Here is a 15,917-nt window from a genome sequence, read left to right as displayed (position 1 = left end):
GAACAGCCCGAGTCCCCTCGGGCCGACACCGACGCCGAGGTGGTCGACCTACAGCGAGCAACTGGGCCCACTCCGCGAGGAGCGCCGCGTAGCGCTCCGGTTCGCTGGCGTGCATCGTGTGTGCCGACTCGGGGAAGGAGTGATACTCCACGTCGACGCCCGCCGCGCGCAGGATCGCCTGAGCGTTCACTGCCTGCACGTCCGAGTACGCGCCGATATCGACACCGGTGTGCGCGTCGATCGTGTGCGCGTACGGGTATGGGTGTCTTCACCTGGGAGAGTATTTGGTCGTACGGGCTGTGCAACCCGACCGTGCCCTCGACGAACACCCGAGCCCATTCCGGGTCGTACTCCTGGCGATGCTGCGGCGGCTGCGCAGGCAGCTCCCGCATACGCATGATCTTGATCGTGGAATTCTTTGCGGCAGCGACCAATCCGGTCCAATCACCCACCGGCCACTGATCGCCGAGATGGTCGCGGCGAGCAGCGGTGCTGCCCCGCCGATCCAGTGCCGAATGATCAGGCGCGAACCCCTGGACGGTCGCGGCACGCCAGCACGCTGATCCGGTGATCCTCGAGCGATGTGACAAGCTTCCGAATATCGAAAGTGCTTGCGCGTCACAACTGTCCGTATCCGCGAGCCAGACGACCAACAGTAGTCCGTGGTGCTCCCACCCGAGGTGACCAGGTGCGCAGAGCTGCCCCGGCCTCGCGTCGACACCACCGCACGGCCGCCGAAACACCTACTGACCAGCCGATTAGCTCCCCGCAATACCGCTGATGTATTCTCATCGAGCGCCGTCACCGAACGACGCAACGGGCTGTGGCGCAGTTTGGTAGCGCACTTGACTGGGGGTCAAGTGGTCGCAGGTTCAAATCCTGTCAGCCCGACAGTAAAAAACCCTCTCCGACCTTGGTTGGAGAGGGTTTTTCTGTTAGCCGACAACACGGAGAGCGGGACCAGAACGGGACCGAAGGTGTTTCGAGAGCTTGTCGCCTGCCTCGGTGACTTCCCGCTGATCAGGGTGTAGGTAGCGCTCGGTTGTTCGACTGTCGGCATGGCCCGCGATCTTTTGCAGTAGGTGCACGCTCACCCCGGCATCGGCCAGCCAGGTAAGTCCGGTGTGCCGGAGGTCATGCCGTCGGGATCCCGTCGGCGGCGAGCTCGCTCACGAGCGGGTAGATCCTTTTCCCGGCAGATTCGCCTGCGACAGATACGCCGCTGCCCGGCGCAACACCTCGTTCTCTTGCTCCAGTAAACGATTGCGGCGCTTGAGCTCTCGTAATTTAATGAGTGAACGGACCGCGTGGCGGATCTGTTCCTCGCGGCGGTGGTGGAGCGTGTTCGCTAAACGCTCCCGAGGAAAATCACGTCGCCCAGGCCCGGCGGTCCATGATGATCTCGTGCGACGAAGGTTCATCGCCGATCAACCGAACATGTTGTGGCTCAGCGACATTACCGAACACTGGACGAGAGAAGGCAAGCTCTACCTGTGTGCGGTCAAGGATGTGTTCTCAGGCCGGATCGTGGGTTATTCGATCGGTTCGCGCATGAAGTCGAGATTGGCGGTGGCCGCGGTGAACAATGCTGTGGCCCGTCGTGGTGTTGTGGCCGGTTGTGTGCTGCACACCGATCGAGGAAGTCAATTTCGTAGTCGGAAGTTCGTGCGCGCGTTGTCTTTTCACGGATTGTCGGGATCGATGGGTCGGGTCGGTGCCGCGGGTGACAACGCCGCGATGGAGAGCTTCTTCAGCCTGCTGCAACACAACGTGCTCGACCGCCGACAATGGCAGACCCGCGAGCAGCTCCGAACCGCGATCGTGGCCTGGATCGAACGCACCTACCACCGCCGACGCCGACAAGCCCGCCTGGGCCGGTTGACCCCGATCGAATACGAAACCATCATCACCACAGCAGCCCGACAGGCTGCGTAACCACTGTCACCCGATCGTGCAGCAGCCCCCAGCTGTGTCCAGCATGTGTGACAACAACAGATTCGCCGTGCCACCCGCACGGGCGGCCGACTAACCCCACAACGCGCCCAGCCAACCCCGCTCCGCCACCGAGAACGACGACCAGCCACCCACCAGAGCACCCCCGGTATCAGTCATGGCGACACCATAAAACCCCCCCACCGACAACAACCTTTGACCTATGGAAGCCCCCCAACTTTGCCCAACCCCGACGCGGACCATGTCACGCATGACAGGTGGCCACCCCCTCGAGGTGACGCCATATTCGACGCCACCCCCGACGGAGATTGGGGCCAACATCATGACTCACCACATCCCCGTGAGGCTTCGATGGACCATCCCCGCGCGTGCGAGGCCGCCACCTGTTGACCAGCAGCTTTATCCACTGAACCCACGATTTTCATTCGGTTTGGTTTGATCGAGCTGAGCCGCCCGGTCCACCCGCCTTACTCCTGCCTTTCGGCCACCCACAACGTACGCGCTACGTCAGTCTGGTTCGCGGTACCGCCCTGATGTCGACTACCGCTCGACCAGATCGAGCGTGCGGGCGATGATGCCTTTCATGACTTCCGATGTGCCGCCGTAGATTCGAGCGACACGGGCATCGGCATACATGCGACAGATGTCCTGCTCCCAGGTGTAGCCGTAACCGCCGTGCAATTGCAGGCAGGCGTCGACGACGTGACCGTGTAATTCCGTGCAGTAGAGCTTCACCGCGGCCGCCTCGGCGAGTGTCAGCCTGCCGTGTTCGTGGCGCAGCATCGCTCGGTCGACGAGTGCCTGGCCTGCGGCGATCCGCGCAGCCAGCTCGGCGAGCACGAATTTGGTGTTCTGAAAACTGCCGAGTATCGCACCGAATACCCTGCGGTCACGGACGTAATCGCAGGTGATGCGGTGCGCGGCGACAGCTTGCGCCTGGGAGTTGACGGCGATCGACAACCGTTCCTGCGCAAGATGGGCGGATAGATACTCGAACGCCCGCCCTGGTTCGCCGAGGATGTTCTCGGGCGGGATCACGACCTGGTCGAAGAACAGTTCGGTGGTGTCCTGCGCCTTCAAACCGAGTTTTTCCAGGGGTGCGCCGCGCACGAACCCGTTCATCGAGCTTTCGACGACCGCGAGGGTGAGTCCGTCCCTGCGTTCGCGTGCGGCCTGCGAGCGCGCGACGACGACGATCAGATCGGATTGCGCGCCACCGGTGATGAAGGTCTTCGCGCCGTTGAGGACCCAGTTCTCGCCCTTGCGTTCCAGGCTCGTCTTGATGCCCGCGAGGTCGGATCCCGCCGCTGACTCGGTCATCGCGATCGAGGTCATGAGTTCGCCGGAGGCCATGCCGGGCAACCATCGTCGCCGCTGTTCGGATGTGGCCAGACTCAGCAGGTACGGAGTGACGACATCGGTGTGCACCCGCAACGAACCCAGCGTCGCACGTTCGTACGCCACCTGTTCGGTGACAACGCAATTGAACAGGAACCCGGCTTGACCGCCGCCCCCGTACTCCTCGGGAATCTGTAGCCCGGCCATACCGAGCTCACCTGCGGTCCGGTAGATCTCACGTGGCACCATTCCCGCGTTTTCGAACTCCGCGACCCGTGGCGTCACCTGCTTGCGCAGGAAAGCCGCGACGCTCTCGGCGAAGTCGCGGTGTTCGCTGTCGTAGACGTCGCGTTCGGTGAGGTCGTGGACGCTCATCGGCGCCGCTGACTGCCGCTGACACCGAGTACCTTGGCGCCAAGGACATTGCGCATGACCTCGGCGGTGCCGCCGCCGATCGCGAGCCCCCGGCCGTCCCGGAAATAGCGCTCGACCGGCCAGCGCCGTGAATACCCGCGTGCACCGTGTACCTGGATGGCCTCATTGGTCACGCGCTGCACCATCTCGCTGCTGTGCAGCTTGGCCATCAATGTCGCGGTCTGGTCCGGGAATCCGTCGGTCGCGGTACGCGCCGCCCGCCACAGCAGCATCCGCGAGACATGGACATCCATGGCCATGTCGGCAATTTTCCATTGCAGCCCTTGAAAACTCGACAACGGGCGCCCGAATTGGTTGCGCGCGTTGAGGTACCCCACGCTCGCGTCCAGCGCGGCCTGACCGAGGCCGGTGCACATCGCGGCATTCCCGCAACGTTCCGGATTGAACTGGTCGACCAGTATCCCGGTGCCTTCCTTGGAGTCCAGGTGCGGCCACACCAGAACGTTCTGCGCCTCGATGCGAACATCGTCGAAGCGAACAAGGCATTCACCGACCCCGCGGATGCCCATCTTCGGGTCCACCACGAATTCGCCCATCCCCTCGGGGTGACCCTGCACGACGACGGCACCGATACCGTACGGACCTGCGCTGCCCGCCAGCCGCGCGAACACGATGATCGTGTCCGCCTCTCGGCCACCGGTTATCCAGCATTTCGTCCCGGTGAGCCGAAAGCCGTCACCCTCGGGGGTGAGAGTGGAGCGCATGTCCGTTCCCGCGCTGCCCGCCACCGGCTCGCTCATCGCGATCGCGAAATGGTTGGTGCCCTCGGCGACTCCCGGCAGTAGTCGCTGACGCAGATCATCAGTACCGAGTACATTGATCGCGCGCCACGGGCCGTTCAGGAAGGGCTGCACCGCCATCGCGGTCGACAGGCACGCGCGAGCCAACTCCTCCACCACGAGGCAACCCTCGAGCAGTCCTTCGCCTTGCCCGCCGAATTCGCGCGGAATGGTCAGCCCGACCAGCCCGGACTCCACCACGGCAGCGAAGCTCTCGCGGGGAAACTCTTCATTCTCATCCCACCGGTGTGCGCGGGGACGCAGTTCCCGCACAGCCAGTTCGCGGGCGAGTTCACGGATCTCGCGTTGGCGCGGAGTCAGTTCGGCCCACATTCCGTCCCAGGTGATCTCGGGGTCCAGCAAGGCTGGATCCCACACGTCGCGAGCCGCGTCGAACATCGGCTCCTCCGTGGACTGCACGGCATCGAGGGTCATCGCAGTTGGCCTTTCGGAATCGTTACTACAAGCGTCGGTTCACGGCGGGTTGGTCAGCGCGGCGCCATCCGAATGGCGCCGTCGAGTCGGATGGTCTCGCCGTTGAGCATCGGGTTGGCGATGATGTGCGCCGCGAGATCGGCGAACTCCTTCGGGTCGCCCAGCCGCTTCGGATGCGGCACCGCATCGGCCAGCCGCCCACGCACTTCCTCGGGAACGCGCGCCAGGATCGGGGTGTCGAACAGTCCCGGTGCGATCGTGCAGACGCGAATGTGATTGCGCGCCAAGTCACGGGCGGCGACGAGGGTCATCCCGACCACGCCCGCCTTCGACGCCGCGTATGGCAACTGTCCGATCTGCCCTTCCCATGCGGCGACCGACGCGGTCAGGACGCACACTCCACGCTCCTCGTCCAGGTCGTCGTGTCGGGCCATCGCCGCCGCGGCGTAGCGCATGACGTTGAACGTGCCGAACAGATTCGTGCGCACCACCGCCTCGAAGGTCGCCATCGAGCCTGGTTCACCGTCACGCTCGACCACACGGACCGGTCCGCCGCGCCCCGCGCAGTGCACCACCGCGCGCAAAGGGGCGTGTTGCTCGGCGGCCGTCACCGCCGCCTCGACTTGGTCGCTGTCGGTGACGTCGGCAGGCTGGAACGACGCGTTCGGGCCGAGTTCCTCGGCCACCGCGGCACCGTCGCTGGTCGGCAGGTCGACCAAGACGACGTGCGCACCGTCTTGCAGCAGTCGCTGCGCGCACGCGCGTCCGAGGCCGGAGGCGCCACCGGTCACCAGAGCGGTACTTGCACTGATTCGCATTTTTCGTCTTCTTTCTTGGATCGAAAGCTGTTGCGGCTGACGCGGTCAGGATTGGCGAGGCGGACGTTGATCGAAGCCGCGGCCGAGAATTTCCGACACGATCCGAATCCGCTGCATGGCGGGTGTGCCACCCGCGAGCGCCCAGCCGTGCGCGTCGCGGTGCATGCGTTCCAGGCCGTATTCCTCGGAGTATCCGTTCGCGCCGTGTAGTGCCATCGCCATGTCCGTCACGCGTTTGGCCATTTCGTTGGCGGCGCATTTGGCCAAGGAGACTTCGAGCGTGCTCGGTGTTCCCGCATCGAGGCTCGCGACCGCGCGGTCGCGCAACAGACGAGCGGCGTCGACCTGCAGCGCCATGTCGGCGAGAGTCAGTTGCACGGACTGGAATTCGACGATCGGGCGGCCGAACTGTAGGCGCTGCTGTACGTAGTCGATGCTTTTGTCCAGTGCCGCCTGCCCGAGCGCGAGACTCATGGTGGTATTACCGAGGCGCTCGATGGAGAAGTTGCTGAACAGCTTGCGGAAACCGTCCGGCGGGCGGACCACGATGTTCTCCACCGGGACCTCGACATCCTCGAAAATGACATCCGCGGAGGGGATGCCGCGAAACCCCATGAGTCGTTCCCGCCTGCCGAAACGCACTCCCGGCCGGTTGGATTCCACGATCACCGCGCCGATGCCCCGAGATCCCGGCGTATCGTCCATCCGCGCGTAGACCAGGTACCGGTCGGCTTCGCCACCGTTCGAGATCCAACGCTTCAGCCCGCGCACGACCACGATGTCGTCGCGGATCTCCGCCTTGGTCACCATGTCCGTCGCCGCGGAACCAGCGTCCGGCTCGGAGATGCCGACGGCCATGGTGTGTTCACCACTGACGATTCCGGGCAGGAACTGGCGCTTCTGCTCCTCGGTACCGATCCGCGCGAGATGTTGTGCTGGACCGACATTCGCTTCGAAAACCTGGAACGCCGCAGGGCTGTACACTTTGGCGAGTTCTTCGACCACCACCAACGCCTGTGCGAAAGTGCCTCCCGCGCCGCCGAATTCCTCGGGTAGCGCGATTCCCAGCCAGCCGAGTTCGGCGAGGTAGCGGCGCTCCTGCACCGAGATCGTGCTTCGGTCACGATCCCACTGCTCGGCGAACGGCGCGTACCGCTCGTTGGCGACTTCCTTGGCCACGGCCCGGAGGTCATCGAGTTCGTCTGCCGTGTCGGCGCGGTCGGCCGCGGTAGTTGTCGACATGGTGAATACGAGTCCTTCTACTGTTGCTGTGCGGGTGCGATTACACGAAACGGGCTCAACGCTGCTGGCCGTATTCGCCGTCGGACCACCGGACCAACCGGCCGCCGACCAGCCCGATCACGGCACTGAACAGCACGCCGATGATCGAGACCGTGACGATGCCGACGTACATCCGGTCCGGGACGAACATCTGCCAGGCATGCCAGGTGTAGTAGCCCAATCCCTCTTGGGCGTTGACGAATTCGACCGCGATGACCAGCAGCATGGAGATGCCGGAGGCCAGTTTCAGGCTGGCGACGATCTGCGGCAGGCAGGCGGGGAAGATCATCCACCGGAACCGCTGGGACCGTGACAGGCCGTAGGAGCGGGCGACCTCGTGATAGGGGGTCGGGATCATCATCGCCGCCGATAGCGTGGTGAACGCGACGATGTAGAAGGTCCCCAATCCGATGAAGACCAGTTTCGGCATTTCACCGAGCCCGAAGACCAGCAGGAATAGCGGTAGCAGCGCGAGTTTCGGGATCACGTAGAGACCGCGGATGATCGGTTCCAGCATCCAGCGCAGCAGCCGGGACTGGCTCATGGCCAAGCCAACGGCGATCCCGGCCAGCGAGCCCGCCACGTAGCCGGTGACCAGCCGGACCACCGTGACCCGCACTTCACCTTGCAGCAGCCCGGATCGCACGTCGTCGAGGGCTTTGCTCGCGACCGCGCTGGGGTGGCTGAAGAAGCGGGCATCGATCCAGCCCGCCTGTGCCGCGATCTCCCACAGCACCAGCAGGCCGACCGGCAGCAACAACCCGAGCGCTATGCGCGCCAACAGATCTCGTCGCGCCTGCACGCTGGTCGTCCGCTGTCGTGCATCCGGTTTGCGGTCGACCCATGGCTTTTCCGTGGTGGCACTCGATTGTTCGGCATGAATCGTCACGAGGCGCCTCCTGCGACCTGTTGGACTTCACCGCGCAGTTTCGACCACAGGACCTCTTCCATCCGAACGAATTCGGGGTCCTGGCGCAGCTCCGGTTGTCTCGGATGCCCGAAGGGGACATCGATGAGTTCCCGGATTCGTCCGGGGCGGGCGGACATCAAAGCGATCCGGTCCGAAAGTAGGAGTGCTTCGTCCAGGTTGTGGGTCACGAAGAAGACGGTGTGCTGGTGTTCGCGCACGATGGCGAGCAATTCCTCCTGGAGCACCTTGCGCAGCTGGGCGTCCAATGCGGCGAACGGCTCGTCCATGAGCAGGATCTCCGGCTCCACCACGAACGCTCGCGCCAGCGCGACCCGCTGTTTCATGCCACCGGAGAGGTTTCCCGGGTATGCCTTCTCGTAGCCGGACAGTCCGACTCGATCCAGCCACCGGTGGACCCGCCTGGTGGCTTCGCGGCGATCGATGCCCGCGGCGTCGAGCCCGAGGCGCACGTTCGCTTCGACCGTGCGCCACGGGAAGATGCTGTACTCCTGGAAGACCGGCGCGACCAGTGGGCTCGCGGGTTCTTCCCTGCGCAGCCGAACACGTCCTTCGGTCGGCTTCTGTAACCCGGCGATGACCCGCAACAGCGTGGATTTTCCGCAGCCGGAGGGCCCGACCACCGAGACGAACTCGCCGCGACGTACCTCGAGATCGACGTCGTGTAGTGCGACCACGTCGTCGCGACCACGGGGACGGTAGCGGTACTCGAGCCCTTCGACCCGAATCTTGGCCTCCGCGCGCTCATGGCCTGGGTGTAGGTCCAGCTGCCCGGGAGGACTGTCGGATGCAGCCTTCATATCAGACACCTCAAATTAGACTCAGCGAAACTAACTTCTGCTGAATTGAATAGTCACGGCCCGCTTCGGCTATGTCAAGGGTCACAGTGCGCGCTCGAACGGGGCCGCGACCCGGTGTTTCCGGCATTCGAACCGCTCACGGCGGCATTCGCGACTCGCCGCGGCCGAGCCATCGAGAATCGCGATCGGGCCCCTCGGAACCACCACTTTGTCGGACTCCGCGGGCACGCATTTGAATGGCCAGGATTATGCGACCTCGGCGCAGCACGGAATTTTCGTGGCCGTTCGAGCAAACCCATCAGTGCAGGAGGCTCCTGAAATGCGTCTGTGTATCAACTGGCTCCCGCTGCGGCCGGAACTGACCCGATCGGTCGCCCGGCGCGCGGAGGACATGGGGTTGTGGGGCATCGGCATCGGCGACTCCCCGAACTACGGCGAGCTGTACTCAGCGTGCGCCGACGCACTGGCCGTGACGTCCTCCCTTGTCGTCGGCACCAGCGTCACCAATCCGATCACCAGACACTGGTCGGTAGCCGCCGCGGCGGGACGCACATTCGAGGATGCCTACCCGGGGCGGTTCCGACTCGGCATCGGCCGGGGCGATTCCGCGGTACGCACGTTCGGGCTCGCGCCTGCGGGACTGTCGGCCATGGAGCGGTTTCTCGCGACGTTCACCGAAAACGTCCCCACCGTGCGCACTCTCGTCGCCGCCAGTGGGGCGCGCACGGCGCGGATAGCGGGACGCGCCGCCGACGGCGTCATCGCAGGCGTGGGCGCGGACACCGTCGCGATCCGCACCATCGGTGCCGCGGCTGACGTCGCCCGCGCACCGGGACGCGAACGCACCGAAATCTGGGCATCGGTCCGACTCGCGGTGGGACGCGACGACACCGAAATCGCACGCCTGCGGCGCGCGCTCGTCCCCCGTGCGGTCAGCGCGTCACATTTCGCGTTCGCCGCGACCTTCGCGGGAAAGAATGTCCCCGAGCACTTCCAGTCGGTACTGACCGAGCGGTACGCGCACTACGACTACACCGCGCACGGCGTCGCGGGAAAGACCAGCAATGCCACGATGTTCGCCGATCGGCCGGACATCGAGGACTATCTCCTGAACAGGTTCGCCGTGGTCGGCTCTCCCGGAGACTGCGCGCAGCGGTTGTCGCAGCTGAGTGCGCACGTCGACGGCATCTATCTCTCGGTGATCTTCGAGGACGCGCTCGCCCAGCTCGACGCGATCGCCGAAATGCTCTCCGCGAGTTAGCTCGTCGCCCGTCAGGCTTCGAGTTGGAGCACCCTGCGCCGGGGGCCGCCGAGCCTGCGCGTCATCGCGTCGGCCTCACGGACCACCGCGCCGATCGCGCGCTCGCGCAGCTCGTCCGGCCGCGAGGCCGGGATGGTGACACCGAGCGCACCCACCACCTGAGCCGAGGCGTCGAAGACCGGCGCGGCGGCCGCCCAGAGATCCGGCCATTTCAGCCCGGCGCCCGCGGCGTAGCCGCTCGCCCGAATCCGCCCCATGGCCTCGGTGACAGCCTCGACCGCTACGGTTTCATCCGTCGTACGTTGCTCGGCCACGGCGACCTCGACCTGCGCTTCGTCGAGCCACGCGAGCACCGCGTGGCCGGTCGTGGTGGACAGCAGCCGGTGCCGACGACCGAGCCGGACATGCGCGCGCACCGGTTTAGCCGGCTCGGAGTGCGCCGCGTAGGTGACGACCCCTTGTTCGAAGACCGCGTACACCGAGGTCTCCTCCAACTCGGCGGTCAGAATGTCGGTGTGCTCCTGGGACAGTGTCGAATAGCCCACCTGGGCGTTCACGGCACAGCCGAGACTCCACAGCAGCATCGTGCCGCGCCATGTGCGGTCCGGCAACCGCGTCACGTACCCTTCCTGCTCCATCAGCCGCAAGATGCGAAGCAGCGTCGGTGGCGCGAGATCGAGTTCGTCACTGAGCGCCTTGAGCGGCTGCGGCCCCTTGGCGCACACCACTTCCAGGACACGGAGGGTTCGGGTGATCGACCCTTCTGCCACGACGCTCCCCTCGGTCCCGATTTGTGCCGCCATGGTAGCAGAATTCCACCAGGCTGAAGTTACTTCTACTGAGCGGTGGGCAGCGCACGCAAGTACCGCGCGATCCGAGCACGATGGCTGGTCGCCGTTCCGAACAGGGTGGCACCGGTGACACATCGTTTGAAGTAGTGGTGCAGATCGTGTTCCCAGGTGAAACCGATTCCACCGTGCAGCTGGAACGCCCGCGACGCACAGTCCTGGGCCGCGTCGGAGACGAACGCCTTGACCGTGGACACCAACAGCTCGCGCGCGTGGGCGTCGTTGTCGTTGCCCTCGTCGCCGAGTGCGTCCGCCAACTCGAGCACCATCGCACGGCTGGATTCGACCTCGGCGAGCATCTCGGCACAGCTGTGCTTCACCGCCTGCCTCGTCGCGATCGCTTGACCGAACTGCACCCGTTGACCCGCATAAGTCACAGTGGTCTCCAGCAGCCAGGACATCGCCCCGACCAGACCCGCGCAATGGATCGCGGTCCCGACGGCTTGCACCCGGTTCATGGCAGCGACCAGCTCAGTACCCGCCACCGACAGGACCGTGGCCGCCGCACCGCCGAATTCCAGACTGCTCATCGGCTGGGTGAGATCCAAGGTGCGTAGCGGTGTCCGCTTCGCGTCGGCGATGTCGAGCACCACCGCACAGGGCCGGTCGCCACGGACAACCGCCACCACCGCCTGAGCGAGATCCGCGTCCGGTACGAACGGCAGCACACCGTCCACCCTGCCCTCACGCTCATCCAGTGACCGCGCGGTGCAGCCACCATCGGCGCCGAGGAATCCGAACGTCGCCCACACTTCGGGGTCATCCGCACCCATAACCGAGAGCGATTCCTGCGCAACACTTCTCGAAAGGTAAGGCACCGGAGCAGCGGATTTGCCCAACGCCTCGGCAACCAAACATGCTGTCAGGACATCACCCTCGCGCAGCGGCTCTAGCACGCCCGCGTCGACCAGCGCCTGCCACAGCGCCTCGTCGAGCTGTCGGGATGCCGCCGCAGCGCGGACACCGCGCAACGGATCGTGCTTCGCCGCGATCGCCTCGACGGTCGAGACGAAGTCACGCTGCTCTGTGGTCGGAAGTCTCATGTGTTCGCCCCAGGAGATTCGAGGAAGGAACGCCAGGTCTGCCCCCGGCTGGGATCGGTGCCGCGCGGCATGCTCAACCCGCGCTCGGCGATCTGATCACGCAGCACCTCGGAGGTGCCGCCCGCCACCGTCTTCGGCTGCACCCGCAGGAACGCCCAGACGTCGTATGCGGCAGCCCGGTCATCGAGACCGTGTGCCAGCAGCGACATTCCGCCGAACTCGAGAAAGGCGCGCTGCAGCCGTTTCGTGTGCTCGGCCTGCATCACCTTGTTGTAGGGCGTGCCACCCGCCACCGGAGGGAGGTCGGCGGCGCGATGCAGAGCGTGCCGGCGATTGTTGAACGCGATCGCCCGCGACTCCACCCACAGCTGCGCGATCCGGTCGGCCGCGACGTCGTCGGCACCAGACAAAAAGGCGGCCACCAGTTCTTCGATCGAGCGCCCGACCATGGAACCGGGAGTCGCCGCTCCCGCACCGGACCCCGCGAGACGCTCCCATTGCAGCACCGTGCGCACCACTTCCCACCCCTGGCCCCGAGCGCCGAGTCGGTAGCGATCCGCGATCGCGACATCGTCGAGGGTGACCTGGAAGAACTCAGAGTCACCGGTCATCTGCCGGATCGGCTCGATCGTGACACCGGGACTCGTCATGTCCACCAGAAAGCAGGTGAGCCCGGCGTGCTTGGGCACGTCGATGTCCGTCCGCGTCACCGCGAGACCCCACTGCGCGCGGTCGGCCCGACTGGTCCAGGTCTTGCGCCCGTTCACCCGCCAATGCTCGCCGTCCGGTGTGGCCTTGGTACGCACCGAAGCCAGATCCGATCCCGCGTCGGGCTCGGAAAACAGTTGACACCACAGTGTTTCGTTGCGTGCTATCGCGGGGAGCAACTCCCGTGCCACCGTCGCGTCACCGAAACGCAGAATGGCGGGCCCGACCCACCCGGTTCCGATAGCGCTGTCCACCGTCCCGACCCGCCAACGCGCCAGCTCACGACGAACGTCGACGGTGGCGTCGGCATCCAACGCTCGCCCACCCAGTTCACGCGGCCACTCGGGAACGAGCCACCCATCGGCGGCGATCTGACGAACGTAACCGTCGATCGTGCCTCGGTCGGTGCCATCGAGCACTTCGTCCAGCCGCTCGCGATCTTCGGACCGGACTGCCGCCATCCATTCCGCCGGCAGGGTACGTTCCAGCGCCGCGCGCAGTTCATCGACCGGGCTCATCGCACGACCCTCGCGTCGAGTGCGACGAGTTCACCGTCGACCCACCCCACTGGGTTGCATTCGACCAGCGCAGCCCCCGTGGACTCCGTCAGGGCGACGAGCCGGTATGCGACTGCGGCCAATTCGGCGGCCAGACCGACATAACGGTCCGCGACCGACGCGAAGATCACCTCCTCGAGCCTGCGCGCCAGCGCTTGCTCACCGAGAAAGGCGGGCAACGCGACCGTGCGATTCATCAGTTCGACGTTCGCGCCGCCGAGCCCGGCGGAAACCACTGCGCCCCATTGCTCGTCATGACGTGTACCCACGAACAGCTCCACCGAGGACCGCAGCTGCCGAGCCACGATGACGCTGTCCGCCCGCTCGAACATCTCCCGCGCGACCATGTGCGCGGTCGCGCGGGCGACGTCGAGCCGCACCCCGCCTGCTCGGGCCTTGTGCACAGCCGCGGCGGTATCGGCCTTGAGGACCACCGGCCAACCGATCCGGTCACCGATCGCCTCGACCTGCTCGGGCGCGGTCGCGAGATCCCATGGCGCGACGGTGATTCCCGCGCTGGCGACAAGCGTCATGCTGTCGGCCGCGCTCGGATCCGTGGTGAGCGGCGCCGAAGGCGTAGTGTCCGTCCGCCGTAGTGGCTCTCCGGACAGGGTGCCCGCGTGTCCGGTGACGGCCGCGAGCACCGCACAGGCTGAGTCCAGATCGGGCAGCACGACACCACCGGTTTCGATCAGGGGGCGCACATCGGCTGGTTCCCGGTCCAAAGTGGCCAGCACGGTGGGGATATCGGCGCCCGACCTGGCCCCGGCGACATCGGACTGGGTCTCGCGACCGATCACCAACATCGTGTCCACCTCACCCGATTCGCGCAGTACGTCGCAAACCTGCCGCAATACCACGTCGTCACCGATGGTTTGCGCGGTGACGTCCACCGGGTTTCGGGTGGATGCGATCGGGGGCAACAACGCCGCCAATTTCTGCTGCGTTCCCTCGCCAAGGGTCGGCAATGCCAGACCTGCGCCGCTCAGGAGATCCGAAGCCACGACACCGGCGCCCCCGGAACCCGTGACGATGCCGACTCGCCGTCCCTTTGCCGTGGTGAGCAGCGCGAAGCCCAGCGCACTCACGATGAGTTCACGATCGGAGTGCACCAATGTCGCGCCGTACGCGTGGAACAACTCGCCGAGCACTTCGGCATCCGCGCTGACCGCGGCGGTGTGCGAGGCCGCGGCGGTCGCGCCAGCGGCGGAGAGCCCACCGAGCAGGCACACCACCGGAATTCGCGCCGCGCGCGCATCGGCCAGCAGCGCCTCCAGCGCGGCAATGTCGCGCAGCCCTTCGAGATACAGCATCAGCACGGCGGGTCGGGCGGCGACGAGTACACCGCGTGCCAGCGTGCAGACATCGAATCGAGCTTCGTTCCCGGTTCCGAGGAAACCGTCCAGGTGCAGTCCGTACCGCGCCGCCGCACTCACCACACGCGCCCCGAACGCACCGCTCTGCGAAACGAGGAAAGCGCCACTGCCGCCGCGGCAGTCGACCAGCGCGTCGAATGCCTGCGCGAAGGTGAGGATGGCACGGGCAGGCGCGTGGTACAGCCCGACCGTGTTGGGTCCGATGAGCTGGGTGCCCTTCGAGGTCTTCGGCGGTGCGAGCCCGACCTCTTCGAACCCTGAGCTGTACACCACCGCGAACCGGGCCTGCCCGTCGATGGAGGCGAGCACGTCGGCGACCGCAGGTGCGGGAACACCGATCATCGCCACATCGACCGGCTCGGTGAGCGGGTGCTGCTCGGTGGGGGTGAGAATCGTTCCCGGAAAACCGGCCTCTCGTAGGTGACGCACAGTACGACTACCGAGGCCGGTCGGCTTCGACACGCCACCCACGATCGCGACCTTCTCGGGAAACAACAGCGGGGTGAGGTCAGGGACTTCCCGCGCGCGCGACGCCGTGGTCATCGCAGTTCCGCCGGGATCGTCGTGTGTTTGGTGGTCTGCCACTGTGGCGGCTTCTTCTCCTTGAAAGCCGCGATCCCCCTCAGGGTTTCACCGAGCGTGCGTACCCAGTTCAGGGTTCGACGCTCACGGTTGTAGGCGTGCAGCCGGTCGGTGGTCTCCAGGAACTCGTACATGAGCTGCTTGGTTACAGTCACTGACGCGGGCGCGCAGCGCTGCGCCATTTCCTCGGCGAGGGCTATCGCGTGGTCGAGGACGTCAGCGGCGGGAACACAGTGCGTCGCCAAGCCGAGCCTGCTGAATTCGGCGCCGTCGATGGTCCGACCGGTCAGCAACAGGTCCATCGCCACACCGAATCCGGCGAGCCGGGGCAGCAACCACATCGAGCCGCGGTCGGGGATGATGCCGACCCGGTTGAAGGAGAACGCCAAGCGTGCGTCCGTGGCAACCACCCGAATGTCGGCCTGCATGGCCCAGGTCAGACTGACACCGATCGCATCCCCGTTCAGTGCCGCGATAATCGGTGTCCGCAACCGCCACGGGGCCTGGTCCGGTCGCGTGAGCGACTCGACGGCGTGCGCGTCGACCTCACGCCAATCCAGGCCGAGGTCCGCGCCCACCCCGAAATGGTCGCCGCGACCGGTCACCACGATGGCGGACACGTCGGCGTCGTCGTCGAATTCGACCAATGCCGCCTGCAATTGATTGGCCATCAGCGGCGTGTAGGAATTGCGCCGGTCGGGGCGATCCAGGTAAACGACACCGATTCGACCCTTCTTCTCGACGGTGACATGGCGGTCGGTCATTGGCTCCTCCG

At 65.7% G+C, this 15,917-nt stretch carries 13 protein-coding genes, 1 tRNA gene and 2 pseudogenes; 3 read left to right on the top strand and 13 right to left on the bottom strand.

Annotated features, from left to right (window positions below; genetic code table 11):
• The first annotated feature begins 817 nt into the window (after positions 1 to 817).
• Positions 818 to 891 (top strand) — tRNA-Pro (locus tag ABEA50_RS21670).
• 44 nt (positions 892 to 935) lie between these two features.
• Here ABEA50_RS21670 and ABEA50_RS21665 read toward each other — a convergent pair.
• Both ABEA50_RS21665 and ABEA50_RS21660 read right to left on the bottom strand, forming a co-directional pair.
• Positions 936 to 1,088 carry a hypothetical protein gene (locus ABEA50_RS21665; protein ID WP_425577691.1) on the bottom strand — a complete coding sequence of 51 codons (153 nt, stop codon included), beginning with the start codon at positions 1,086 to 1,088 and terminating at the stop codon, positions 936 to 938.
• A gap of 49 nt (positions 1,089 to 1,137) precedes the next feature.
• Positions 1,138 to 1,286: pseudogene (locus ABEA50_RS21660) on the bottom strand (IS3 family transposase); the annotation flags it as partial.
• Between the two features lie 10 nt (positions 1,287 to 1,296).
• On the opposite strand from ABEA50_RS21660, the pseudogene ABEA50_RS21655 reads away from it, so the two are divergent.
• Positions 1,297 to 1,935 (top strand): annotated as a pseudogene (locus ABEA50_RS21655) (IS3 family transposase); the annotation flags it as partial.
• Positions 1,936 to 2,493: 558 nt separating this feature from the next.
• Here the strand turns inward: ABEA50_RS21655 and ABEA50_RS21650 are convergent.
• Genes ABEA50_RS21650 through ABEA50_RS21625 form a run of 6 tightly spaced genes read right to left on the bottom strand, consistent with a single transcriptional unit; the run spans position 2,494 to position 8,767 of the window.
• The gene (locus ABEA50_RS21650; RefSeq protein WP_345497441.1) at positions 2,494 to 3,666 is read right to left on the bottom strand and encodes an acyl-CoA dehydrogenase family protein; all 1,173 of its coding nucleotides are present in this window, start codon (positions 3,664 to 3,666) and stop codon (positions 2,494 to 2,496) included.
• Entirely contained in the window at positions 3,663 to 4,940 is a 1,278-nt protein-coding gene (locus ABEA50_RS21645; protein WP_345497439.1) for an acyl-CoA dehydrogenase family protein, read from the bottom strand. Before ABEA50_RS21645 ends, ABEA50_RS21650 begins: the two co-directional genes overlap by 4 nt.
• 53 nt (positions 4,941 to 4,993) lie before the next feature.
• Positions 4,994 to 5,758, bottom strand: a complete 765-nt coding sequence (locus tag ABEA50_RS21640) for an SDR family NAD(P)-dependent oxidoreductase (RefSeq protein WP_345497436.1) — start codon at positions 5,756 to 5,758, stop codon at positions 4,994 to 4,996.
• Between the two features lie 45 nt (positions 5,759 to 5,803).
• Positions 5,804 to 7,000, bottom strand: a complete 1,197-nt coding sequence (locus ABEA50_RS21635; protein WP_345497435.1) for an acyl-CoA dehydrogenase family protein — start codon at positions 6,998 to 7,000, stop codon at positions 5,804 to 5,806.
• A gap of 55 nt (positions 7,001 to 7,055) precedes the next feature.
• On the bottom strand, positions 7,056 to 7,928 hold the full coding sequence (locus ABEA50_RS21630) for an ABC transporter permease (protein ID WP_345497433.1): 873 nt from the start codon (positions 7,926 to 7,928) through the stop codon (positions 7,056 to 7,058).
• Positions 7,925 to 8,767, bottom strand: coding sequence for an ABC transporter ATP-binding protein (locus tag ABEA50_RS21625; protein ID WP_345497431.1), 843 nt, complete (start codon positions 8,765 to 8,767; stop codon positions 7,925 to 7,927). Before ABEA50_RS21625 ends, ABEA50_RS21630 begins: the two co-directional genes overlap by 4 nt.
• A gap of 319 nt (positions 8,768 to 9,086) precedes the next feature.
• On the opposite strand from ABEA50_RS21625, the gene ABEA50_RS21620 reads away from it, so the two are divergent.
• On the top strand, positions 9,087 to 10,028 hold the full coding sequence (locus ABEA50_RS21620) for an LLM class flavin-dependent oxidoreductase (protein ID WP_345497429.1): 942 nt from the start codon (positions 9,087 to 9,089) through the stop codon (positions 10,026 to 10,028).
• Positions 10,029 to 10,039: 11 nt separating this feature from the next.
• Here the strand turns inward: ABEA50_RS21620 and ABEA50_RS21615 are convergent, their stop codons facing one another.
• The 5 genes from ABEA50_RS21615 to ABEA50_RS21595 are packed head-to-tail and all read right to left on the bottom strand — an operon-like array spanning position 10,040 to position 15,906.
• Entirely contained in the window at positions 10,040 to 10,831 is a 792-nt protein-coding gene (locus ABEA50_RS21615) for an IclR family transcriptional regulator (protein WP_345497427.1), read from the bottom strand.
• A gap of 32 nt (positions 10,832 to 10,863) precedes the next feature.
• On the bottom strand, positions 10,864 to 11,919 hold the full coding sequence (locus ABEA50_RS21610) for an acyl-CoA dehydrogenase family protein (protein WP_345497425.1): 1,056 nt from the start codon (positions 11,917 to 11,919) through the stop codon (positions 10,864 to 10,866).
• Positions 11,916 to 13,145 carry an acyl-CoA dehydrogenase family protein gene (locus tag ABEA50_RS21605; RefSeq protein ID WP_345497424.1) on the bottom strand — a complete coding sequence of 410 codons (1,230 nt, stop codon included), beginning with the start codon at positions 13,143 to 13,145 and terminating at the stop codon, positions 11,916 to 11,918. The genes ABEA50_RS21610 and ABEA50_RS21605 overlap by 4 nt, the downstream gene beginning before the upstream one ends.
• Positions 13,142 to 15,103, bottom strand: a complete 1,962-nt coding sequence (locus tag ABEA50_RS21600) for an acetate--CoA ligase family protein (protein WP_345497423.1) — start codon at positions 15,101 to 15,103, stop codon at positions 13,142 to 13,144. The genes ABEA50_RS21605 and ABEA50_RS21600 overlap by 4 nt, the downstream gene beginning before the upstream one ends.
• Positions 15,100 to 15,906, bottom strand: a complete 807-nt coding sequence (locus ABEA50_RS21595; protein ID WP_345497422.1) for an enoyl-CoA hydratase/isomerase family protein — start codon at positions 15,904 to 15,906, stop codon at positions 15,100 to 15,102. Before ABEA50_RS21595 ends, ABEA50_RS21600 begins: the two co-directional genes overlap by 4 nt.
• Positions 15,907 to 15,917: the final 11 nt, after the last annotated feature.

The sequence above is a fragment of the Nocardia callitridis genome, assembly GCF_039543305.1.
GTDB lineage: Bacteria > Actinomycetota > Actinomycetes > Mycobacteriales > Mycobacteriaceae > Nocardia > Nocardia callitridis.
The sequence above is the reverse complement of the archived record's forward strand: the minus strand, read 5'-3'. Positions and strand labels throughout refer to the sequence as shown.